At 59.7% G+C, this 22,591-nt stretch carries 23 protein-coding genes and 1 pseudogene; 13 read left to right on the forward strand and 11 right to left on the reverse strand.

The window, feature by feature from the left end; all coding sequences use genetic code 11:
• Window positions 1-73: 73 nt before the first annotated feature.
• Window positions 74-370 (reverse strand): hypothetical protein, encoded by a 297-nt coding sequence (locus ACP7D4_RS26235; protein ID WP_426212250.1) that lies wholly within the window; start codon window positions 368-370, stop codon window positions 74-76.
• Window positions 371-997: 627 nt separating this feature from the next.
• Window positions 998-1,249, reverse strand: a pseudogene (locus tag ACP7D4_RS26240) (ATP-binding protein); the annotation flags it as partial.
• Window positions 1,250-1,554: 305 nt separating this feature from the next.
• Here ACP7D4_RS26240 and ACP7D4_RS26245 point away from each other — a divergent pair.
• Complete coding sequence (locus ACP7D4_RS26245) at window positions 1,555-3,639, forward strand: LpqB family beta-propeller domain-containing protein (RefSeq protein ID WP_426212251.1); 2,085 nt, start codon at window positions 1,555-1,557, stop codon at window positions 3,637-3,639.
• A 182-nt stretch (window positions 3,640-3,821) separates the two neighbouring features.
• Window positions 3,822-4,244 (forward strand): hypothetical protein, encoded by a 423-nt coding sequence (locus ACP7D4_RS26250; protein ID WP_426212253.1) that lies wholly within the window; start codon window positions 3,822-3,824, stop codon window positions 4,242-4,244.
• Window positions 4,245-4,294: 50 nt separating this feature from the next.
• Here the strand turns inward: ACP7D4_RS26250 and ACP7D4_RS26255 are convergent, their stop codons facing one another.
• The 8 genes from ACP7D4_RS26255 to ACP7D4_RS26290 form a co-directional block, all read right to left on the reverse strand.
• Window positions 4,295-4,714 (reverse strand): hypothetical protein, encoded by a 420-nt coding sequence (locus tag ACP7D4_RS26255; RefSeq protein ID WP_426105934.1) that lies wholly within the window; start codon window positions 4,712-4,714, stop codon window positions 4,295-4,297.
• A gap of 251 nt (window positions 4,715-4,965) precedes the next feature.
• Window positions 4,966-7,053, reverse strand: coding sequence for a 3-hydroxyacyl-CoA dehydrogenase NAD-binding domain-containing protein (locus tag ACP7D4_RS26260; protein WP_426212254.1), 2,088 nt, complete (start codon window positions 7,051-7,053; stop codon window positions 4,966-4,968).
• A 210-nt stretch (window positions 7,054-7,263) separates the two neighbouring features.
• Complete coding sequence (locus ACP7D4_RS26265; protein ID WP_426105932.1) at window positions 7,264-7,968, reverse strand: ABC transporter ATP-binding protein; 705 nt, start codon at window positions 7,966-7,968, stop codon at window positions 7,264-7,266.
• Window positions 7,965-8,726, reverse strand: coding sequence for an ABC transporter ATP-binding protein (locus tag ACP7D4_RS26270; protein WP_426105930.1), 762 nt, complete (start codon window positions 8,724-8,726; stop codon window positions 7,965-7,967). The genes ACP7D4_RS26265 and ACP7D4_RS26270 overlap by 4 nt, the downstream gene beginning before the upstream one ends.
• Entirely contained in the window at window positions 8,723-10,003 is a 1,281-nt protein-coding gene (locus ACP7D4_RS26275; protein ID WP_426105929.1) for a branched-chain amino acid ABC transporter permease, read from the reverse strand. The genes ACP7D4_RS26270 and ACP7D4_RS26275 overlap by 4 nt, the downstream gene beginning before the upstream one ends.
• Window positions 10,000-10,944: a branched-chain amino acid ABC transporter permease gene (locus tag ACP7D4_RS26280; protein WP_426212256.1), complete on the reverse strand. Its 945-nt coding sequence runs from the start codon at window positions 10,942-10,944 to the stop codon at window positions 10,000-10,002. Before ACP7D4_RS26280 ends, ACP7D4_RS26275 begins: the two co-directional genes overlap by 4 nt.
• A 133-nt stretch (window positions 10,945-11,077) precedes the next feature.
• On the reverse strand, window positions 11,078-12,313 hold the full coding sequence (locus tag ACP7D4_RS26285) for a branched-chain amino acid ABC transporter substrate-binding protein (RefSeq protein WP_426212266.1): 1,236 nt from the start codon (window positions 12,311-12,313) through the stop codon (window positions 11,078-11,080).
• Window positions 12,314-12,400: 87 nt separating this feature from the next.
• Window positions 12,401-14,053 (reverse strand): 3-(methylthio)propionyl-CoA ligase, encoded by a 1,653-nt coding sequence (locus ACP7D4_RS26290; RefSeq protein ID WP_426212257.1) that lies wholly within the window; start codon window positions 14,051-14,053, stop codon window positions 12,401-12,403.
• Between the two features lie 214 nt (window positions 14,054-14,267).
• Here ACP7D4_RS26290 and ACP7D4_RS26295 point away from each other — a divergent pair, with 214 nt between their 5' ends.
• The 10 genes from ACP7D4_RS26295 (at window position 14,268) to ACP7D4_RS26340 (ending at window position 20,735) form a co-directional block, all read left to right on the forward strand.
• Window positions 14,268-15,737: a protein adenylyltransferase SelO gene (locus ACP7D4_RS26295; RefSeq protein WP_426212268.1), complete on the forward strand. Its 1,470-nt coding sequence runs from the start codon at window positions 14,268-14,270 to the stop codon at window positions 15,735-15,737.
• Between the two features lie 77 nt (window positions 15,738-15,814).
• Window positions 15,815-16,210 carry a peptide-methionine (R)-S-oxide reductase MsrB gene (gene msrB / locus ACP7D4_RS26300; RefSeq protein ID WP_426106023.1) on the forward strand — a complete coding sequence of 132 codons (396 nt, stop codon included), beginning with the start codon at window positions 15,815-15,817 and terminating at the stop codon, window positions 16,208-16,210.
• A 10-nt stretch (window positions 16,211-16,220) separates the two neighbouring features.
• A complete protein-coding gene (locus ACP7D4_RS26305; protein WP_426212259.1) occupies window positions 16,221-16,853 on the forward strand; it encodes a septation protein A in 633 nt (210 codons plus the stop codon).
• Complete coding sequence (locus ACP7D4_RS26310; RefSeq protein ID WP_426105924.1) at window positions 16,850-17,125, forward strand: BolA family protein; 276 nt, start codon at window positions 16,850-16,852, stop codon at window positions 17,123-17,125. The genes ACP7D4_RS26305 and ACP7D4_RS26310 overlap by 4 nt, the downstream gene beginning before the upstream one ends.
• Window positions 17,126-17,233: 108 nt before the next feature.
• Complete coding sequence (locus ACP7D4_RS26315; RefSeq protein ID WP_426105923.1) at window positions 17,234-18,022, forward strand: foldase protein PrsA; 789 nt, start codon at window positions 17,234-17,236, stop codon at window positions 18,020-18,022.
• A gap of 67 nt (window positions 18,023-18,089) precedes the next feature.
• A complete protein-coding gene (locus ACP7D4_RS26320; protein ID WP_426105921.1) occupies window positions 18,090-18,869 on the forward strand; it encodes a peptidylprolyl isomerase in 780 nt (259 codons plus the stop codon).
• A 223-nt stretch (window positions 18,870-19,092) separates the two neighbouring features.
• A complete protein-coding gene (locus ACP7D4_RS26325) occupies window positions 19,093-19,341 on the forward strand; it encodes a hypothetical protein (protein ID WP_426105920.1) in 249 nt (82 codons plus the stop codon).
• Between the two features lie 67 nt (window positions 19,342-19,408).
• The gene (locus tag ACP7D4_RS26330; RefSeq protein WP_426212260.1) at window positions 19,409-20,053 is read left to right on the forward strand and encodes a hypothetical protein; all 645 of its coding nucleotides are present in this window, start codon (window positions 19,409-19,411) and stop codon (window positions 20,051-20,053) included.
• Between the two features lie 11 nt (window positions 20,054-20,064).
• Window positions 20,065-20,379 (forward strand): heavy-metal-associated domain-containing protein, encoded by a 315-nt coding sequence (locus ACP7D4_RS26335; RefSeq protein ID WP_426212262.1) that lies wholly within the window; start codon window positions 20,065-20,067, stop codon window positions 20,377-20,379.
• On the forward strand, window positions 20,376-20,735 hold the full coding sequence (locus tag ACP7D4_RS26340; protein WP_426105915.1) for a hypothetical protein: 360 nt from the start codon (window positions 20,376-20,378) through the stop codon (window positions 20,733-20,735). Before ACP7D4_RS26335 ends, ACP7D4_RS26340 begins: the two co-directional genes overlap by 4 nt.
• Here the strand turns inward: ACP7D4_RS26340 and ACP7D4_RS26345 are convergent.
• Window positions 20,716-21,606, reverse strand: a complete 891-nt coding sequence (locus tag ACP7D4_RS26345; RefSeq protein WP_426212263.1) for a CPBP family intramembrane glutamic endopeptidase — start codon at window positions 21,604-21,606, stop codon at window positions 20,716-20,718. The genes ACP7D4_RS26340 and ACP7D4_RS26345 overlap by 20 nt on opposite strands.
• Before the next feature lie 610 nt (window positions 21,607-22,216).
• Here ACP7D4_RS26345 and ACP7D4_RS26350 point away from each other — a divergent pair.
• Window positions 22,217-22,591: transposase (locus ACP7D4_RS26350; RefSeq protein ID WP_426212265.1), on the forward strand; the 375-nt coding region annotated here is incomplete at its 3' end.

The following is a 22,591-nucleotide window of genomic DNA, read 5'->3' on the forward strand; positions in this document are numbered from 1 at the left end:
TGCCGGTTCCGTAATGCCTGATGGGTGTTCTGCTGCTGGTGTCATGTTCAATTCCATATGTGTGCCAACTTCCTTAATTAGACTGATGAAGTTGTCTCACAACAGTTTGACACAGGGGGGTCCCTCGAACTAAATTGACCATGAAATTTGTCGTGACCATCCAGGCGCTACTTTCTTTGGCGTTAAGTCGACGAGCAACGGCAAACCCGACGATGGCCATGACACCCATTCCGATAGCCTGCCATTCGAACCCATCGAAAACATCTGGTTCGCCGATGCGCGCGACCGTCTTGCCAAAAATTACCCACGCGAGCATAGGCAGGGCCAGGCCGAATAAAAATTGAAGCAGGACATCCAGGAACCGTTTCATAGTCCATTTTCCTATATATTAGGACCGCGGCACAGCAGCCAGGCGCTGACCAAGGGCTTCGAGCTCGCCCCCCATACGGCCAACCTCGAAACCCTTTGCAACACCGATGCCGGACAGGTGCGGATAGGCGAACAACTGGTGTCAATTTCCGGCATTAAGGCGCCACCCATTTCCGGCGTAATGGCGCCACTTTGACCACCAATTTTAGGGGCTCAAACTGGGTTGCAAGAATGCTCGATTTCGAGCGTTTTGGCAACATCGTTTTTGACGGAAATGGGAGTTTTTAGGCTGTCAATTTGTTGCCCGGAATGCCGCTCAGGCCCTCGGCGAGACCGGCGCGAGGTGCCGCGAAGGCCGCTGGGAGGTTCTTCCCAGTGGCAGCCCATGGCAGTGCGGGGTCTGGGGCAGAGTCCCAGCGTGGATGAATTCGCGCCATTTTGACCAGACTGGACGCCGGTCAAAGTAGAAAGGGGGAACTCACGCCGGGGATGGCCCAGAACGAATTCCCCCTCGCGTCGCTTCCTTATATAAACGATTTATATCGTTAATGCCAACTCATTTCGGCGACGCCTTCCGTCCCTTCTCGATTGGTGGTTTGGACACTTCCGATGCTGGCGGCAGAGCGCGCATCTTGTTCGCGGCGAAGGCCGCACCCCATTCGTCGGAGTGGAGATTCGACGTCAGGATCGTGGCCGTTCTCTCGTAGCGCTCAGCAATCAGATCGTGGAAGTCCTCGTCCTCGGGCGGACGGAGCGGTTTCAGCCCAAAGTCATCAATGATCAGCAGCGCCACCTTGCTGAGGTATTGCAGGCGCCGTTCGTACGTGCCCATCGCTTGCGCGGTGCGCAGGCTGGCCATCAGCTGGGTCTGGGTGATGAAGGCTGCATTGCAAGGCAATAGCGGGCAATCAGTCCTGCATCAATTGCATCATTTTTGTTGCGTATATTCTCGCTTTTCCCGAACCCCTTAATACAGGCTGGGTTGACACACTGACCCGGATGCCAGCGGCATGCAGGGCTATAGCGAGCGGGAGTTCCCCCATTACGACACGGCCCCAGCCGTAACGGGCCTCTACGGACCAGTTCGTGTCGTAATGGGGGAACTGACCCCGGGGGTGATTTTTAGTATGATGGCGGGATAGAGCTGTGCCTGCTGGCACTTTTTCAATGTTGAGGATGAATGCGATGATGTCACGTCTGTTGATCATGGGTGCTGCAGTGTTGCCCGTTGTGCTGGGTGCGAATGCTGCGATGGCGGCGCCGCGCGGCTTTGCCGTCGAGGATCTGGTGCGGCTCGAACGCGTTGGCAGCCCGGCCCTTTCGCCCGATGCTTCGCGCGTGGTGTACACGGTGCGCAGCACGAATATGGAGAAGAACAAGGGCAACACGCAATTGTGGATGCTCGACCTGCGCAAGCCGAACGCGGCGCCGGTGCGTCTGACCCAGGGCGAGGCCAGCAGCACCGATCCCGAATGGTCGCCCACAGGCGACGCCGTCTATTTCCTGTCTTCCCGCTCCGGCTCGTCCCAGGTCTGGCGCCAGCCGGCAGGCGGGGGCGACGCCTTGAAAGTGACGGACTTGCCGCTCGATGTCGATAACTTCCGCCTCTCGCCAACGGGCGAGCGCATCGCCCTCGGCCTGGCCGTGTTTCGTGATTGCGCCGACCTCCCATGCAGCAAGAAGCGCATCGATGAAATGGAAAACAGCAAGCAACACGGCAAGGTCTATGACCGCCTCTTCGTACGCCATTGGGATACCTGGGCCGACGGGCGCAATGCGGTGCTGTTCTCGGCCCCGCTCGACGCCGCCGGCCGCATCAAAGGCGCACCGGTCAGCCTGTCAGGCGCGCTCGACGGTGACGTGCCGTCCAAGCCTTTCGGCGACCGCGACGAATACCGCTTCAGCCCGGACGGCAAATCGGTCATCTTTTCGGTGCGCATCGCCGGCAAGACGGAAGCTTGGTCGACCAACTTCGACTTGTTCCAGGTGCCGGCCGAAGGCGGCGCCGCGCCGCGCAACCTGACGCCGGAAAATCCGGCCTGGGATACCAAGCCGACGTTCTCACCCGACGGCAAGACGCTCGCTTACCTGGCCATGAGCAAACCGGGCTTTGAAGCGGACCGCTTCCAGCTGATGATGCTGGACCTGGCCACCGGCAAAAAGCGCAAGGTTGCCGCCAGTTGGGACCGCTCGATCGCCGATTTCCGCTTTACGCCCGACGGCAGCGCCGTGCTCGCCACTGCGGACGACGTGGGGCAGCATCGCCTGTTTTCGATCAACGTTGCCAGCGGCAAGGTCACGCCGCTCAGCGACAAGGGTTACGTCAGCGCCTTTGACGTGCGCGGCGACACGATCGTGATGGCGCAAGCAAACCTCAGTTCCCCGGCGCAGTTGTTCAAGACCACGCTGGGCGCCACCGCTCCCGTCGAACTGGCCCAGCTTACCCAGCTCAACGCAGAGGCGCTCAAGGACGTGCGCTTTGGCCAGGCCGAGCAGTTCTCGTTTCAGGGCGCCAATGGCGACACGGTCTACGGTCACGTCATGAAGCCGTGGAACGCGGTTGCGGGCGTCAAGTATCCGATCGCCTTTCTGGTCCACGGCGGCCCGCAAGGCAGCTTCGGCAATGCGTGGAGCTATCGCTGGAACCCGCAAACCTATGCCGGCGCCGGCTACGCGACGGTTTTCATCGACTTTCACGGTTCAACCGGCTACGGCCAGCAATTTACCGATGCGATCAGCAATGACTGGGGTGGAAAACCGCTGGTTGACCTGAAAAAAGGCCTGGATGCAGCGGTCAAGAAGTTTCCATGGCTGGACCGCAACCGTAGCTGCGCGCTGGGCGCGTCCTATGGCGGCTACATGATGAATTGGATCGCCGGCAACTGGTCCGATGGCTTTCGCTGCCTGGTCAACCATGACGGTGTCTTCGATACGCGCGGCATGGCGTACTCGACTGAGGAACTGTGGTTCACGGAATGGGAAAATGGCGGCACCTATTTTGACAAGCCGGCAAGCTACGAGAAATTTAACCCGGTCCATTTCGTCAAGAATTGGAAGACGCCGATGCTGGTCATCCAGGGCGACCTCGACTTCCGCATCCCGACTTCGCAGGGCCTGGGGACCTTCAGCGCGCTGCAGCGCCGCGGTATCGAAAGCAAGCTGGTCGTGTTCCCGGATGAAAACCATTGGGTGCTCAAGCCGGCCAATTCCGTGCAGTGGCATCACACTGTGAACGCATGGTTGGACAAGCACTTGCAACCCGCGAAGTAAATTGTTCAAGCCAAGCTGAAAAGGCCCGCCGCGCGCGGGCTTTTTCATGTCTGCCGTACTGCTCGCACTAGGTTAATGTTGCCGCACGGAAAAACAATTCTCGGCAAATTGGTTTATTGGTACAATGACATCAAGAAGCGCCGACCTGCATTTGCAGCCGGGCGACCAACCGGAGATTGACCTTGCGTACACCATTTTTGAAATTGACTGCCATTTGCGCCCTTCTGATTGCAGCCGGTTGCCAAACGACCGGCACCTCCACCAGCGGCAACGCACAGCAGGAAACGCCACCGCCGAAAAACCCGGCCTTTGCCACCGAGATGAGCAAGTTCGATGCGCAATTCCCTAGCGCCAAGGCGAGCAAATACGAAAACGAATCCCTCGCTTTCAACAATGCCCAAAAGCTCGATGAAAAAGGCAATTGCCATGGCAAGTCGATGTATCCAGTGACCATTGTCCTGGTCCTCGACCCTTCCGGCCGCGTGGCCAGCAGCACTACCGACGTTGAAAACGGAAAAGCTGCCTGCTTCCGCGCCGCGTACGCCGGCGTGCAATTTCCCAAGCCGCCAATGGCCGGCTACCGCAAGCCAATTTTGCTGAAGTGATAAAAGCGGCCCGCCATGGGCCGCTGTGTGACCGGCCGTCGCCGCGCGCCTCAGGAAGGCGACTGGCGCCGGATCGCAATGGCCAGCGCGCTCAGCCCGGCCAGCAGTAACACTTCCGACGCAGGTTCCGTGACATCTTTGACGGCCGCGCCTGGCTGTGCCAGCGTCGACTGCACACGCAAAACTTCGGCCCTACCGCCATTCCCATCCAGGTAATGAAACGCGTTGGGCAAGTTCACATAGCTCAGCAAATGATTGATTGTCAGTTCATCCCTGCCGTCAGTTCGCATCACTGCGACAGGATTTGCGACTGTGGAAGGAAGCGGGAACGCACGAGCGTCCTGGAAGACAACAGAAGCGCCGGCCGCAGATGCCAGCACCGGACGCTGCGCGGTGGCGGATGCCGCGTGAGCCCCCTGCACAAGCGCGCTTGAAAACAATAAACCAACGACGAATTTATAATTCTTCATGGCATCATCTCTTGTCGAAATTGTACTTCCATTAGAACATAATTCCTGTCGAAAAAACACTGCACGTTTGCATCCGGGACAGAATTACAACGAGTTACTGATGAGCATTTATTCCCGGCGATTCCCGATCATGTCGGATCGCCGCTGAGTAGTCATTTGGACCCGGCGAACAAAGCGTGGTTCACTGCTGATGGCATCAGACGAAAAAAAACCGCTATCGCTAGCGGTTTTGTTCAGCGCGACAGCACTGTCTATCCGTTAAATCCCTTGCCCTCGGCGGCGAGCCTGACCATCAGCGGCGCCGGTTTCCAGGCGTCGCCGTGGCGAGCCGCCGCGTACTTTTCCATCGCGATCAGCACGTTCGACAAGCCAACCGTATCGGCGTAGAACATCGGCCCACCGCGAAACACGGGGAAGCCATAGCCGGTCAGGTACACCATGTCGATGTCCGAAGCGCGCATCGCGATGCCCTCGTCCAGGATCTGCGCGCCCTCGTTTACCAAGGAATAGACAAGCCGTTCGACGATCTCCTGGTCGCTGATCTTGCGCCGCTCCACACCAATGTCAGCCGAGTGCTTGACAATCATGTCGTTCACTTCCTGCGACGGGTAAGCCTTGCGGTCGCCCGCCTTGTAGTCGTACCAGCCAGCGCCGGTCTTCTGGCCGTAGCGGTTCATTTCGCACAGCAGGTCAGCGGTTTGGGAGTAGGTGATTTCCGGCGACTCGACATAACGACGCTTGCGGATGTACCAGCCGATATCGTTGCCGGCCAGGTCGCCCATGCGAAACGGTCCCATCGCAAAGCCGAATTTTTCGACTGCCTTGTCAACCTGTTCCGGCAAACAGCCTTCTTCAAGCAGGAATCCGGCTTGGCGGCTGTATTGCTCGATCATGCGGTTGCCGATGAAGCCGTCGCATACGCCCGACACCACGCCCGTTTTGCGCAGCTTTTTCGACAGCGCCAGCGTAGTAGCCAGCACGTCCTTGCCGGTGTGCTTGCCGCGCACGATTTCCAGCAACTTCATCACGTTGGCCGGGCTGAAAAAGTGGGTGCCGACCACATCTTGCGGGCGACCGGTAAAGCCGGCAATCTTGTCCAGGTCGAGCGTGGAAGTGTTCGACGCGAGGATGGCGCCGCTCTTCATTACCGCATCCAACTGCTTGAACACGGCTTCCTTCACGCCCATGTCCTCGAACACCGCTTCGACCACGATGTCGGCGTCGGCGATGTCGGCGTACGCCAGCGTGCCGCTGATCAGCGCCACGCGCTGTTCAAATTTCTCGGGCGTGAGCTTGCCCTTTTTCATCGTGTTTTCGTAGTTCTTGCGGATCGTGGCGATGCCCTTGTCCAGCGCTTCCTGCTTGGTTTCCAGCAGCACGACGGGAATGCCGGCGTTGACGAAGTTCATCGCGATGCCCCCGCCCATGGTGCCAGCGCCGATAATGGCGGCTTTTTTGATCTCGCGCGTCGGTGTATCGGCCGGCACGTCGGGGACCTTGCTGGCGATCCGTTCAGCAAAGAACGCATGGCGCAGCGCCTTCGATTCCGGGGTCTGGATCAGATGCAGGAAACGCTCGCGCTCGAATTTCAGGCCATCGTCGAATTTTTTCGTGACCGACGCGGCCACGGTTTCAACGCACTCGAGCGGTGCGGGGAAAGCACCGGCCATGGCCTTGACGGTATTGCGCGTAAATTGCAGGAAGGCTTCGTGGTTCGGATAGTCAACCTTGCGGTCGCGCACGCGCGGCAAGGGGCGCACGTCAGCGACCTTGTTGGCAAAGGCGATGGCTGCGTCAAGCAGGTTGGCTTCTGGCGCGAACACTTCGTCAAACAGGGCGGTCTTGGCCAGCCGTTCGGAGGCAATCGCGGTACCGGAGACCACCATGTTCAATGCCATCTCCAGGCCCAGCAAGCGCGGCAGGCGCTGGGTGCCGCCGGCACCTGGCAGCAAGCCAAGCTTGACTTCAGGCAGGGCGATCTGGGCGCCGGGCATGGCGACGCGGTAGTTGCAGCCGAGCGCAAGCTCAAGGCCGCCGCCCATGCAAACGCTGTGGATGGCCGCGACAACCGGCTTGGTGGAGCCTTCGGCAACGTTGATCAAGGTATGCAGCGTCGGTTCCGCCAGCGCCTTGGGGGAATTGAATTCCTTGATGTCGGCGCCGCCTGAAAAGGCCTTGCCGGCGCCGGTGATGACGATTGCCGTGACGGCTGCGTCAAGCTGCGCGCGGCGGATGCCGGCCACGGCGGCGGTGCGCGTTTCAAGGCCCAGTCCGTTGACTGGCGGGTTGTTGAGTGTGATGACAGCGACGCTGCCATGAACTTGATATTCGGCGCTCATGTCTCTTCCTTTATTGGTTGAATCAATCTACCAACTATACATGATAATAGAACGGTCGTATTATTTTTTTGAGAGTCCCAACAGCGTCGCCACGTCGTGCCGACGCAAGGAGTTTCCGCAAATTGATTGGTACCGCGTAGGTCGGAAAAGCGCAGCGCATTCCGACACTGCCGGCGTTACGATAACGCATGCAATGTCTACACTGTGTGCCTACACCTCCAGCCACTCCTTGCGCACCACCGCATCGGCGCGCAGCGCCGCCGGCGTGCCCTCAAACACAATCGCCCCATGCCCCATCACATACACGCGCTGCGAAATCTCCAGCGCAATGGCCAGCTTTTGCTCCACCAGCAGCACCGAAATCCCCTTCTCCTTCAACGCCAGCAGATACTGCGCCACCAGCGCCACGATCTTGGGCGCCAGGCCTTCGGTCGGCTCGTCGATCATGATTAAATCCGGGTCGCCCATCAAGCTGCGGCACAAAGTCAGCATCTGCTGCTCCCCGCCCGACAAGAATCCCGCCGCCACCGTCCGCCGTTCCTCCAGCCGCGGGAACATGCGGTACATGTCGGCCAGCGACCAGCGTCCCGGCTTGCCGGTCTTCTTCTGCCCTAAAATCAGGTTCTGCTCCACCGTCAGCGTGGGGAAAATATCGCGGTTCTCCGGCACGTACGCCAGGCCCTTGTGCGCGATCTGGAACGCCTTCAGTCCCAGCATCTGTTCGCCCTTGAACAGCACCGAACCGGTGGCGCTGACCTGCCCCATCACCGCCTTGACCAGCGTCGAACGCCCCACGCCGTTGCGCCCCAACAGGCTCACAATCTCGCCCCGGCCAACCGTCAGGTCCACGCCATGCAAAATATGACCCTTGCCGTAGTACGCGTGCAGCCCTTTGACTTCGAGAATCGCGTTCATGCGTGCTCCTCGCTCGCGTCATGCCCAAGATAGGCCGACTGCACCGCCGCGTTGGCGCGGATATTGGCGGGCGTGTCGCAGGCGATCACTTCGCCGTAGACCAGCACCGCAATCTTGTCGGCCAGGCCGAACACCACGCTCATGTCGTGCTCCACCATCACCAGCGACTTGCCCACCGTGACCTTGCGGATCAACTCCACTGCCGCATCGGACTCGGAACGGCTCATGCCGGCCGTCGGCTCGTCGAGCAAAATGACGTCGGCGCCGCCGGCAATCGTGATGCCGATTTCCAGCGCGCGCTGTTCGGCGTAAGTCAGCACCCCGGCCAGCATCTTGCGCTGGCGCTGCATGCCGATCTGTTCCAGCACCTGCTCGGCGCGTTCGTGCGCGTCGCGCAGGCCGTTCAGGCGCTGCCAGAACGAGTACTTGTAACCGAGCGACCAAAGCACCGCGCAGCGCAGGTTTTCGTACACCGAAAGATTGACGAACAGATTACTGATCTGGAAACTGCGCGCCAGACCGAGCCGGTTGATCTCGAAGGGCTTGCGGTTTCTGATGCTGCTGCCATTTAAAAAAATATCTCCGTCGCTGATGCCAAAGCGGCCAGACACCAGGTTGAACAAGGTTGACTTGCCCGCCCCGTTCGGTCCGATCACGGCCACCCGTTCGCCCTTGGCCACGGTCAGGTTGGCGCCGCGGATAATTTCGGACTTGCCGAAGCTTTTTCTGACATCCTTCAGTTCAAGCGCGTAACTCATGTAGTCATCCCCGAGCGCTGTTTGGCCACGATGTCGGCATGTATTTCACTCCACAAGGCGTCGTAATGCGGCTGCACTTTCCGGTACAGCAGCAGCGCGCCGCCCACCAGCACGGCCACCACCACCCAGGGCGCGGCGCCCTTGGTGTCGATCTGGTGCCCCAGGCGCGTCATGATGGCGCCGTTGGCGCCTTCCAGCGTGATGTGGTACAGCATTTCGATCCCCATCACCACGCCGAGCAAGCCGACCAACCCCACCGCGCACACGGCCAGCAGCGGCTTACAGATGCGGCCGAACTGGCCATGGTTTGCCACCCGCAGCAGCATCAGGATCAAGCTTGCCAGCCCGGCCGGCGCATAGCGCACCAGCAGGATGAAGAACAGGCCCAGGTACAGCTGCCAGGCCGGCGTATAGTCCGACAGCATTACCGAAAAGAAAACGCCGACGATGGCGCCCAGCAGCGGCCCGAAAAAGAACGAGATCCCGCCGATGAACACGAACAGCAGTACCGCGCCCGAACGGATGGCGCTGACGTTTTCGGCGCTGACGATCTCGAAGTTGATCGCCCCCAGGGCGCCCGAAATGCCGGCGAAAAAAGCCGACAGGATCAGCGTCAGGTAGCGCACCGACTGCGTGTCGTAACCGATGAATTCAACCCGCTCCGGATTGTCGCGCACTGCGTTGACCATGCGCCCCAGCGGCGTTTGCGTGAACGCGAACATGGCAATGGTGCTGATAAAGAGCCAGAACGCGATCAGGTAGTACACCTGGATCTGCGGCCCGTAGCTGATGCCGAACAGTGCCTCGCCGCGCACCCGGTTGGTCGTGATGCCGCCCTCGCCGCCAAAAAAGCCCGGGAACATGAGCGAACTGGCGAACACCAGTTCCACCAGGCCGAGCGTGATCATGGCGAACGTGGTGCCCGATTTTTTGGTCGTTACGTAGCCGAACAACACGCCAAAGAACATCCCGGCCAGGCCACCGGCCAGCGGAATGAGCGTGGTGGGAATATGCGCGCCGACGCCGGTGCTGTTCATCATGTGGATGGCAAAAAACGCGCCCAGGCCCGAATACACCGCGTGCCCGAACGAGAGCATGCCGCCCTGCCCCAGCAGCATGTTGTACGACAGCGCAAAGATCATGACGGTGCCGATCTGCGACAGGATCGACAGCGCCGCGCCCTTAGTAAACACGAGGGGCGCCGCCAGGAGGACCAGCGCAAAGCCGCCCCACACCAGGTAGCGCGCCGCGTTCACGGGTGTGTAGGTGAGCCTCATTCGCGTGTCCCCATCAAGCCCTTGGGGCGGAAAATCAAAATCAGCACCAGCAGCAGGTACGGCAGGATCGCCGCGCTTTGCGAGATCGACAGCTTGAGCAGGTCGTAGCCTGGCGTGGCGTCCGTGATGTTGGCGCCCATGCCGTTAAACACCGACATCAACGAGTAGTCGAGCGCCACGGCGAAGGTTTGCAGCACGCCGATCAGGATCGAAGCGACAAAGGCGCCGGCCAGCGACCCCATGCCGCCGACGACGACCACCACGAAGATGATGCTGCCCACGGTCGCGGCCATCCCCGGCTCGGTGACAAAGGCGTTGCCGCCGATGACGCCGGCCAGAGCCGCCAGCGCGCAGCCGCCGCCAAACACCCACATGAAAATGCGCGGCACATTGTGGCCCAGTGCTTCGGCGGCGTCAGGATGGGTCAGCGCGGCCTGGATCACGAGGCCCACGCGGGTGCGCGTGAGCACCAGGTAGATTGCCGCGAGCATCAGCAGCGCGACTAACATCATGAAGCCGCGGTACATGGGAAAGCTGGTTGAAAACAGGGTAAATAGCGCTCCGTCGAGCGAAGGCGGGATCGGGTACGCCACTGCGGCGCGGCCCCAGATCAGCTGAACCAGTTCAACGATCAGGTAGGACAGGCCAAAGGTAAACAGCAGTTCGGGAATATGGCCGTATTTGTGCAGCGGGCGCAGGCCATAGCGTTCGACCAGCGCCCCGATCAGGCCCACGGCGAGAGGCGCGAGCACCAGCGCGGGCCAGAAGCCCACCACGGAACTGATGGTGTAGGCCATGTAGGCCCCCAGCATGTAGAAACTGGCGTGCGCAAAGTTGAGCACGCCCATCATACTGAAGATGAGCGTCAGGCCGGACGAGAGCATGAACAGCAGCAGTCCGTAGCTGACGCCGTTCAGCAGGGTGAACAGCGTAAATTCCATGGAAACAATCGCAAAAGAAGAGGAAAACGTAGGGCAGAAAAGCGCAAGCGCATTCCGCCAATGCCTGCGTCTCGTTGACGCAAACATGGCGCAATGCGCGCAAAAAAAGCGCTTTTGCGCCCTACGAAGGCAATTACATCGCCGGGCGCTTCATCTGGCAAGACGTCGGCTGCGTCGCATAATACGCATCGATCTTCTTGTCCATTTTCCAGCCATAACCAGTATTTTCCTGGTCAAATTTGACAGCCTTGCCGTCAACCTTGCTCCAGGTGCCGATGTACAGCGGCTGCTGCAGCTGGTGGTCAGCCTTGTTCATCATCACGCCGCCGTTCAGGCTCTGGAACTTGGCGCCTTCCATCGCAAACGCGACCTTTTTCGGGTCGGTCGACTTGGACTGTTTGATCGCCTGCGACAGCAGGCCGATGCTCGAGTGCGTCTGCGCGGTGTAAAAATCGTCGTTGTACTTCTTTTTGTAGCCTTCGACGATCTCCTTGCCGCTCGCCACGTCGCCATTGATCAGCCAATTACCCACGATCTTGACCCGGTCCGCACCCGCCGCGCCCATCGCCGTCGGCACGCCGGTGGTCACCGCGTAATAGGTGTAGAAATTGGCCTTCAAGTCGGCATCCTTGGCAGCGCGGATCAACAGCGCCAGGTCGGCGCCCCAGTTGCCGGTAATGACGGTGTCCGCCCCCGACGCCTTGATCTTGGCAATGTAGGGCGAAAAATCCTTGACCTGCGCAATCGGGTGCAAGTCGTCGCCAACGATCTTGATGTCCGGGCGCTTGCGCTTGAGGTATTCCTTGGCGGCCCGGCTGACGGCCTGGCCGAACGCGTAGTTCTGGCCGATGATGTAGACGTTCTTGATGTCCTTGTTCGGCGCCATGTACGACGTCAGCGCTTCCATTTTCATGTCGGAATTGGCGTCAAAGCGGAAGTGCCAAAAGCTGCACTTGCTGTTGGTCATGTCGGGATCGATGGCGGCGTAGTTCAGGTAAACCACTTCCTTGCCCGGATTGCGCTCGTTATGCTTGTTGATCGCGTCCAGCAGCGCCAGGCCCACGCCGGAGCCATTGCCCTGCGTGATGTAGCGGTAGCCCTGGTCGATAACGGCCTTGAGCTGGGTGAGCGACTCTTGCGGGCTGCCCTTGTTGTCGAAGCCGACCACCTGGATCTGGTGTTCGCCCGCCCATTTTTGCGCGTTGGCCAGTTCGGCGATGGTCTGGAAACTCTTGAGCTGGTTTTGTCCGACCGGGGCGAACGGGCCCGACAGCGGGTCGATAAAGGCGATTTTGACCGTTTCGGCCTGGGCCGCAACGCTCAGCAATGCAAGTGATACAGCCAGGGTCAGCGGGCGAATAGTCTTGATCATGTGTCTCCATCCTTCTTGTAGTTGGGTCTGTGCCCATTTGCAGCAAAGCGCTGCCCATCGTCGAACTTGCCGTCGTCAAACTGGTCATGCAGTGGGCAGCAAATGCCCCTTGTACTGGTCGCGCAGCTTGTTTTTCTGGATCTTGCCGGTGGCGCCAGTGGGCAGCGCCTCGACAAAGATGACGTCGTCCGGCATCCAGAACCTGGCGATCTTGCCGTCGAAATAGTGCAGCAAGTCTTCGCGCGTCACGTCCTGCCCTGGTCGTTTGATCACCAGCAGCAGCGGCCGTTCATCCCACTTGGGGTGGGCAATGCCGATGCAGGCCGCCTGCAGCACGGCCGGATGCGCCATTGCGATATTTTCCAGGTCGATGGTGCCGATCCACTCGCCGCCGGACTTGATAACATCTTTGCTGCGGTCGGTGATCTGCATGTAGCCGTCGGCGTCGATGGTGGCCACGTCGCCGGTAGGAAACCACCCGTCCTGCAATACGTCGCCTCCCTCGTTCTTGAAGTAGCTGCTGATGATCCACGGTCCCTTGACCAGCAAGTGGCCATAGGTGGCGCCGTCCCACGGCAACTCCTTGCCGTCGTCGTCGACAATTTTCATGTCCACGCCATACACGGCGTGACCTTGCTTTTGCAAGATCTTGCGCTGCGCTGCCTTGGGCAGACTCAGGTGCTTCGATTGCAGGCCCCCGGCCGTGCCCAGCGGCGACATTTCGGTCATGCCCCAGGCGTGGATGACCTGCACGTCGAGCTGGTCGATCAGCGTATCCATCATCGCCGGCGGGCAGGCCGAGCCGCCAATCACGGTGCGGCGGAACGTGCTGAAGCGCAGCTTGTTTTCAAGCGCGTAATTGACCAGGCCCAGCCATACGGTGGGCACGCCCGCCGAAAACGTCACGCCTTCGGCCTCGAACAGCTCGTACAGCGACTTGCCGTCGAGCGCGGCGCCCGGATACACCATCTTCGCGCCCGACAGCAGCACCGAATACGGCAGCCCCCAGGCATTCACATGGAACATGGGCACCACCGGCAGCACGGTATCCGTGGCCGAGACGTTCAGCGCGTTGGGCATGGCCGAACCATAGGCATGCAGCACGGTCGAGCGGTGCGAGTACAGCGCGCCCTTGGGGTTGCCCGTGGTGCCCGAGGTGTAGCACAGCGAAGCGGCCGAGTTTTCGTCAAACAGCGGCCATTGGTAGTCGTCGGAGCTGCTTGCCATCAAGTCTTCATAGCACAGCAGATTGGCAATTTTTGTGTCCGTCGGCATCCGCTCGCGCCCGGCCATCAGCACAAAGGCCTTGACGCTCTTGCAGTGGGAGGCGACCGCTTCGATCAGCGGCAGGAAAGTCAGGTCGAAAAACAGGTACTGGTCTTCGGCATGGTTGGCGATGTAGGCGATCTGTTCCGGATGCAGGCGGGGATTGATGGTGTGCAGCACCGCGCCCGAACCGGAAACAGCGTAATACAGCTCCATGTGGCGGTAGCCGTTCCACGCCAGCGTTGCCACCCGGTCGCCCATGGTCACGCCCAGGCTGGTGAGCGCATTGGCCATCTTGCGCGCACGCACGTGGCAATCGCGGTAGGTGTAGCGATGCATATCGCCTTCCACGCGGCGCGAGACGATTTCTGTGGTGGGATAGTGTTTTGCTGCGTAGTCGAGAATGCTGGAAATGAGCAAGGGCTGGCTCATCATTTGGCCCATTAACGGACTCATCGGGTATGACGACATCGACACTCCTCTTAGTAGGAATCCTCAGTTTCGTACGACCGTGCTATTCCCGTCAATGTATTTCGATGGTGCGATGCAGCATGACGAAAACACGGCCAAGTTGTCTATGTGAGCGCCTTGTTGGTTCAAGGCGCGCGCGGCTTGAATTTGCCTATTACGGTAAAATTCTGGCACGACACAGAGCTACACCGAACACTACCTTACTGCGACTGGAATTGCCATTAACGCTGCCGATCTTCCACTTAAAAATGCCTTTGCCGAGTTGCCGAGTGCGTTTTACACCCGCCTTATGCCAACACCCTTGCCTGCGCCCTACTTTGTCGCGGCCAGTAGCAGCGCCGCCGCGCTGGTCGGGCTTGACGTTGCCGCGCTCGCGCAAGACGATTTCGTGGCCGCGTTTACCGGCAATGCCGTGCCGGCGCGCGCCAAACCCTTGTCGGCCGTCTACTCCGGGCACCAGTTTGGCGTCTGGGCCGGCCAGTTGGGCGACGGGCGCGCCATTTTGCTCGGCCAGCTGGACACACCTGCCGGGCCGATGGAGTTGCAGCTCAAGGGCGCCGGCCTGACGCCGTATTCGCGCATGGGCGACGGGCGCGCCGTGCTGCGCTCGTCGATCCGGGAGTTTCTCTGTTCCGAAGCCATGGCCGCCCTGAACATTCCCACCACGCGCGCCTTGATGATCACCGGGTCCGACCAGGGTGTGATGCGCGAGACGGTCGAGTCGTCGGCGGTCGCCACGCGCATGGCGCCCAGCTTTGTGCGCTTCGGCTCCTTCGAGCACTGGTATGCGCGCCAGCGTCCCGATGAACTGCGCATCCTGGCCGATTACGTGATCGCCGCTTTTTACCCTGAGCTGGCAGGCGAGTCCAACCCGTACAAGGCGCTGCTGGCCGAGGTGACGCGCCGCACCGCGCACATGATCGCCCACTGGCAGGCGGTCGGCTTCATGCACGGTGTGATGAATACCGACAATATGTCGATCCTCGGCCTGACGCTCGACTACGGTCCCTTCGGCTTCATGGAAGCGTTCGATTCCCAGCATATTTGCAACCATACCGACCAGCAAGGCCGCTACTCGTACGCCAACCAGCCCGATGTGGGGCACTGGAATTGTCACAAGCTGGGCCAGGCCCTGCTGCCGCTGATCGGCAATGTCGAGGACGCCCAGGAAGCGCTGGACGTCTACCAGGGCGCGTTTGCCGCCAAGATTGACGAACTGCTGCATGCCAAGCTGGGGCTGGACGTGGCGCTGCCGGAAGATGGCCAGCTGTTCGCCGCCATGTTCGCCCTGCTGGACCGCCACCATGTCGACTTTACCCAGTTTTTCCGCAAGCTGGGCATGCTGCAACTTGAGCTGCCGACGCTGGACGCACCCGTGCGCGACCTGTTCATCGAACGCGACGCTTTCGACGCTTGGGCCGTGACTTACCGCGCGCGCCTGCGCCACGAGCACCGCACCGACAGCGAACGGCGGCGCGCCATGGACGCCGTCAATCCCAAGTATGTGCTGCGCAATTACCTGGCCCAGGTAGCCATCGACAAGGCCAACAACAAGGATTTTTCCGAAGTGGCCACATTGCTCGCCGTGCTCGAGCACCCGTTCGACGAACAGCATGACAACGAAGCCTATGCCGCACTGCCGCCAGACTGGGCCAGCCATCTTGAAGTAAGCTGCTCTTCTTAAAGTAAGCTGCTCCTCTTAAGTAAGCTGTTCCTCTTGACCCCACAGAAAGACTTGCCATGACCGACGAAGCGAACGAGATGAAAAAGACCGTGACCAAGACCGACGAGCAATGGCGCGCCATGCTCGATCCGATGCAATACCAGGTTACGCGCCACGCGGCCACGGAACGCGCCTTTACGGGCGAGTTCTGGGACCACCACGAGCACGGCATCTACACTTGCGTGTGCTGCAACACGCCGCTGTTCGCGTCGGACGCCAAGTTTGACTCCGGCTGCGGCTGGCCAAGCTATTTCAAGGCGCTCGATCCGGCCAATGTGATTGAAAAAGTCGACCGCGCCCATGGTATGCTGCGCACCGAGATCATTTGCGCGGTCTGCGACGCCCACCTGGGTCATGTTTTCCCCGACGGCCCGCCGCCAACGGGCCTGCGTTATTGCATCAATTCCGCGTCACTGCGGTTCGACCCAACCTGACCGTTACCACATGAAACTTCTGTTCGACTTTTTCCCGATCCTGCTGTTTTTCGTCACGTTCAAAGTTGCTGGTCTGTACGAGCAGGCCTCGTTCAAGCTTGCCTCCAAGCTGATCGGCGGCTTTGTCTCGGGCGACGGCATTGCACCCGACCAGGGCCCGATCATGCTGGCCACCATCGTGGCCATTGTCGCGGCCGTGGTGCAGGTCTGCTACGTCAAGCTGCGCGGGAAAAAGGTCGACCTGATGCTGTGGATTTCAGTGTCCGTCATCACGATTTTCGGCGGCCTAACGATCTACTTCCACAATGCAAAATTCCTGATGTGGAAGCCGACCATCATTTACTGGCTGCAAGCGGCTGCCTTCCTGATTGCGCTGTTCGGCTTCAAGAAAAACCTGATCCGCGAAGTCATGCAGGCGCAAATCAAGCTGCCCGATCCCGTGTGGACCCGCCTGTGCCTGGCGTGGATCGTGTTTTTCATCGGCATCGGCTTGCTGAACCTGCTCGCCGCCTTCGTCATTTTCGCCGGCAATACCGACGCCTGGGTCAACTTCAAGACCTTTGGCATGACCGGCCTGCTGTTCGCCTTTATCGTCGGCCAGACCTTTTATCTGTCCAAGTATATTGAAGAGGAAAAAGTATGAGCGCGCTCACCCGTCCCGAGCGCATCCGCGCGCAGCTGTCCGCCGCACTCGCGCCTTCGCAGCTCGAACTGACGGACGAATCGGCACTGCACGCGGGCCACGCCGGCGCTGCCTCCGGCGGCGGCCACTACCGCTTGCGGATCGTCTCGGAGCGTTTTGAAGGGCTCAGACTCGTCATGCGACATCGACTCGTGTATGATTCCGTGCACGATATGATGCACACCGAAATTCACGCTCTCGCCATCACCGCTTTGGCTCCGTCCGAAGTGTGATTGTCATCGCGTGATTCAGTGTTCCTTAAGTAATCTGTCGGACAATTGACTTGCTAAGTAAAAAAATTAATCTTGTCCAAGCAACCTTCCCAATTCAGGAATTTCATAATGACTTTTAAGCCAGCCCGTTTGCTGTTAGCACTGATCGCCGTAGTCGCCATGCCTGCCTTCGCGCAAAACGTCGCCGTCGTGAACGGCAAAGCCATTCCCATGTCGCGCGTCGAAGCAACCGTCAAGCAGGTCGAGGCCCAAGGCCAGCAAAAGGATTCCCCTGAACTGCGCGACATGATCAAGAAAGACTTGATCGCCCGCGAAGTGATGATGCAAGAAGCCCTCAAGCAAGGTTACGACAAGAACGAAATCGTCAAGCAGCAACTCGATGGCGAGCGTCAGCGCCTAGTCGTCAGCGCCATGATGCGCGACTACGCCGACAAGCACAAAGTGACGGACGCCGAGATCAAGACCGAATATGACCGGATCAAGGCGCAGGCCGGCGACAAGGAATACCATATCCGCCATATCGTCGCCGAGACCGATGCTGAAGCGAAGGCAATCATTGGCAAGCTCAAGGGCGGCGCCAAGTTTGAAGACCTGGCCAAGACCTCCAAGGACGCAGGCAGCGCGGCCACCGGTGGCGACCTGGACTGGGTAACGCCGTCGGAGTCCTTCCCTAAGGAATTTAGCGAAGCCTTCACCGCACTGCAAAAAGGCGCCGTCACGCAAGCGCCGGTGCAGACCCCGATCGGCTTTCACGTGATCAAGCTGGACGACACGCGTGCGCTGAAATTCCCGTCGCTGGAAGAAGCCAAGCCGCAGATCGCCGAGGGACTGACCCGGAAAAAAGTGCAAGCCTATCAGGAACAACTGGCCAAGAAAGCCACGATCTCCATTAAGTAATTTCAATAGATTGAGTCCGCGCATCAGCAGTATGTGCGGCGCCCGCCATTTTTAGAGGAACCGAACAATGATTTTGAAGCCTGCCCGCCTGATGATTGCCCTGCTTGCCCTGGTTGCCGCACCTGTGTTCGCACAGAACGCCGCCACCGTGAATGGCAAGCCAATCACGAACGCGAAGATCGACCTGATGGTCAAGCAAGTGGTTGCCCAAGGCAAGCAAACCGATTCTCCGCAATTGCGCGAAGCAATCAAGCGCCAACTGATCGGCCTCGAAGTGCTGATCCAGGAAGCGGACAAGCAAGGTTTCGGCACGCGTCCGGAAGTCAAAGCTGCGCTCGAGAACGCCCGTCAGAGCATCATCATCAATGCCATGCTGGCCGATCAGGTCAAGAAGAATCCGATCAAGGAAGCCGACATCAAGGCCGAGTACGACAAGTACAAGGCACAGCAGGGCGACAAGGAATACCACGTTCGCCACATCGTCGTGCCAACCGAAGAAGAAGCCAAGGGCGTGATCGCCAAGCTCAAGACCGGCAGCAAGTTCGAAGACCTGGCCAAGGCGCAGTCGAAGGACGGCGCGGCAGCCAATGGCGGCGATCTCGACTGGATTACCCCGGCCGCGTACGTGCCTGAGTTCTCGACCGCAATGGTCGCACTGAAAAAAGGCGCCGTAAGCGACGTCCCGGTCAAGACCCAGTTCGGCTTCCATGTCATCAAGCTCGAAGACACGCGTCCATTCAAGATGCCACCGTTTGAAGAAGTAAAGCAGCAGTTTGCCGAGTCGATGCAGCAGAAGAAGCTGCAAGCGTTCCGCGAACAGCTGATGAGCAAGGCAACCATCAAGTAAGTACGCAAGTTCGTACGCAAGCAAGCACTGAAAGGTGCAGGAACAAGCCGCCACGGTTAGCCCTGGCGGCTTTTTTTTCGCCACCCGCTCGCCTTGCGGCGCGCGTTAAGCGAACGGCGAGGAATATTGATATCATGAGCCCATGTCCCGCGCCGTCCGCCATCTGTTCGCCTGCCTGCTCCTCGTGCTCCTGCCCTGTCAAGCACTGGCCGCGAGCTTCGCCATGGCCAAGGCTCCCTTGGTCACCTGCGCCGACCAGATGATGGAAGGCATGGATTGCTGCGACCAGGATAGCGGCACTTGCCCCGATGCCAGCAATTGCGCGCTGCACCTGGCTGCAATCGCCCTGCCCGTCCAGACTGCCGCCGCGCCGGCATTGGGCGGCTGCGGCGCCGCCGTGGCGCCCATAGCCACTCTGCACGACTCCTTCATTCCCGACGGCCCGCAACGCCCGCCCCAAGCCCTCCCCTGACCTGACTTTGCCCGGCTTATCTGCTCGCATTCTGCGCGCAACCGGCATGCTCAACCAGAGGATAACAATGACAACTTCAATGGCAAGGTCATGGACCTGTGCCGCCCTGCTCGCGGCCGCCCTGCCTGCCGCGGCCGCCCCCATGGGCTTCCAGGGCTCGACAATGGCGATGGGCGACTTTGGCGCCAACTGGCGCGAGCAATACGTCAACTACGCGCTCACGCCGCGTGACGCCATCGGCGTGAGCGCCACGTGGATGCGTTCGGATGACCGCCACCTAACGCGCGAGGTTGACGAACTGACTTACACGCGGCTTGTGAAACGCTGGAACAGCAAGCATGCGCAGGCCAACGTCTGGTTCTTGGGCGGCATTGGTCTCTTGCATCGTGACGGACGCAACCGGGCCATGGCGACGCCGGGCGTGCAGGTCGACTACGAAACCACCCGCGTCTACCTGGGCGCCACCGGAAGGCTGTATCGCGCTTCCGGCGTCAACCATGACTTCGCTTCAGCGCGCGCCGGTTTTTCTTTTTACGCGGCTGAATACGAGCAAACGCAACCCTGGCTGATCGTCGAAGCACGACGCATGCGCGGCCTCAGTGAACGCACCGAAGTCACGCCCATGCTTCGCTTCATTAACAAGAACTATTTCGTCGAAGCCGGCGTCAACAACATGCGCCAGGCCCGCTTTAATTACATGTACATCTTTTAGGAGTGACCATCATGAAATCTATTATCGCCATCGCACTGCTGGCAGCCTCGTTTTCCGCGCAGGCGGCGCAATCCTTGAAGGCCGAAGTCAACGGCATGGTCTGCGCTTTCTGCGCCCAGGGCATCGAAAAGAAATTGCGCGCGCTGTCGCAAGCGCAAGATGTCTACGTCAATCTCAAGGACCGCGTGGTGGTCGTTGAACTGCGAGAAGGCCAGACCATCGCGCCGCAGGTATTCAAGGACCTAGTCAAGGATGCCGGCTACGATGTGGTCTCGGTGGAGACGGTGGCCCAGTCCGCCAAGCAGATCAAGGCTGGCGTCAAATGAGCCGTCATGCCTCCATGCTGTCGCTGTTTACCAGCGGCAGCACCTTGATTTGCTGCGCGCTGCCGGCGCTGCTGGTATCGATCGGGGCCGGCGCGGCCTTGTCGTCGCTGGTGTCCGCGGTGCCGCAGCTGGTCTGGTTTTCGCTCCACAAGGGTCCCGTGTTTGGCGTTGCGGGGATCATGTTGCTGGCGTCCGGCCTGTTGCAATGGCGCGCCCGCAACCTACCCTGCCCGCTAGATCCTGCGCTGGCCGCTTTGTGCACCTCGACGCGCCTAGCCTCGCTGCGGCTGTACTGGCTGTCGGTGGGCATCTTTGCGATCGGCGCGTTTTTTGCGTTCATTGCTCCGCTGCTGTGAGCTGCGCGCGGGCGGCGGTGCGCGATACGAGATGGCCATTGCGGCTGGCGCGCAGCAAAAGCAAGACGGTAAAGAGCGCGATCATCACCAGCGTCACGGCCGACGCTTCCACGCCGTAGGCGCCGCCGGCAAGCAAGTCCGGCCCGGATAACTGCCCCTGCAACAAGCCGCGCGCCGGGTGCCCGGAGGTTGGGATGCCGAAGACGCCATCGGAGACAAAATTCCAGGCAAAGTGCATCCCCACAGTCAGCCACAGGCGGCGGGTAATCAGATACGCGGCGCCAAAGAGCAGGCCTGCGAGCGCCGTGTTGGCGACAGCGAGCGCCGTGATGCCATCGTTGGGCAAGTGCGCGACGGCAAAAATGACCGCCGACAGCACCAACGCCACCCGGCTGCCGAGCGAGCGCTCCATCAAGCGCAACAGCACGCCCCGAAACACCAGTTCCTCGATCAGGGCGACAAACAGCATCTCGACCAAGGACGTGGCTACCGGGGACCAGTTGCCGGTGCCCGTTACGTGAAAGCTTCCAACGGCGGCCAACAGGCCGATGACCGTTAAAAATAGTAGCGTGCCGAGCAGCAGGCCGGCACCGAATTCGACGCCGGCTCCCGTGCTGCTTAATTCGGTTGCAGGCCGGTGCTCCACTTTGCGTACGTAAAAAAGATAGCCGCTAATGCCGACCAGCGCGGCCAGCAGCGGGGGCCAGAACGCGCGCAGCGATTTGTCGGGTATTTGATTGGACAGTATCAGGACCAGTGCCACGGGCAGGCATACCGCGACGATGCCGAGCACGATGCGAATAAGAGTGAAGCGGGTAAGTGAGTTGGAGAGGGGAGCGGCGTGTACGGGTGCAGTAAGTGGAGCATTCATGGTCTCAATTCCTTGGCAATTTCGAGTATTGAACAAGCCCATTGTATAAGGGCTTATATAACTAGGCAAGCGAACTTTGGACAAGTCAACAGACGCCAGGAACCCGGCACGCTCAGCGGATGGGGCAGTTGCAGTGGAACGGTTACCCTTACGAATGACCGTTTGCGCCCACGCCCCCAAAGCCGCCCTTCGAGCCGACTCGACGGTTGATGACACAGCTGATTCAACTTTATTGATGGCTTTTGACCGTCCTCATGTGCCGCGCTTGGATAATCGCCTGCCAGTAAGCTAAATCGTATCCAGTGAGGTTCAAGGAGGCAACTTCGACCAGCTCCCCCTGTGTCAGACTACTTGTCGGGTGTGTTTTTTGAACAAATTATGTCCTGATCTTGCTTGTGGTGGTGGAATTTAGGGTTCGTTCTTGTGCTTTATTTCTAACATCGTTTCCGGGAGCGGGGGACGGGTGTTACGGGTGGAGCGCAGCGGAACCCGTTCCCTCAAGAGGTCAGGTTTTTGATTTTTGTTCTAGCAGGACGAACTCCTATGCTTGGCCCACGGGTCGGCGACGGAACTAGTTATCGCCTCTAATTTTCAATCTATAGAGGCACCAATGTCATCAAAATATCCCGAAGCATTTATCGAACAAGCCCTGGTCAAAGTGTATTCACGAGGCCATCGGTCGGTCAAGTCGATCGCCGAAGACCTGAATGTGAATCACCACACGTTAAAATATTGGATGAAGAATAAAGTTGTGACCAATAAGGACGCGCCGGCGGCGCGCGAGAAGCGCCCTCAGGACTGGACTGCCGCGGAGCAGTTTGCAGCATTGCGGGCAACCCATGGCTTGTCCGACGAGGCTTTGCAGGCGTGGTGCCGCGAGCACGGCATATTCCCCCATCACCTGACCAGCTGGGAAGCTGCTTTCTGCGTGGAGGTAAAAGAGCCGGCAACGGGAGTGCGCGAAATGCGCACTTTGAAGGACAAG

The organism is Massilia sp. TWP1-3-3, assembly GCF_049897805.1.
GTDB lineage: Bacteria > Pseudomonadota > Gammaproteobacteria > Burkholderiales > Burkholderiaceae_D > Telluria_A.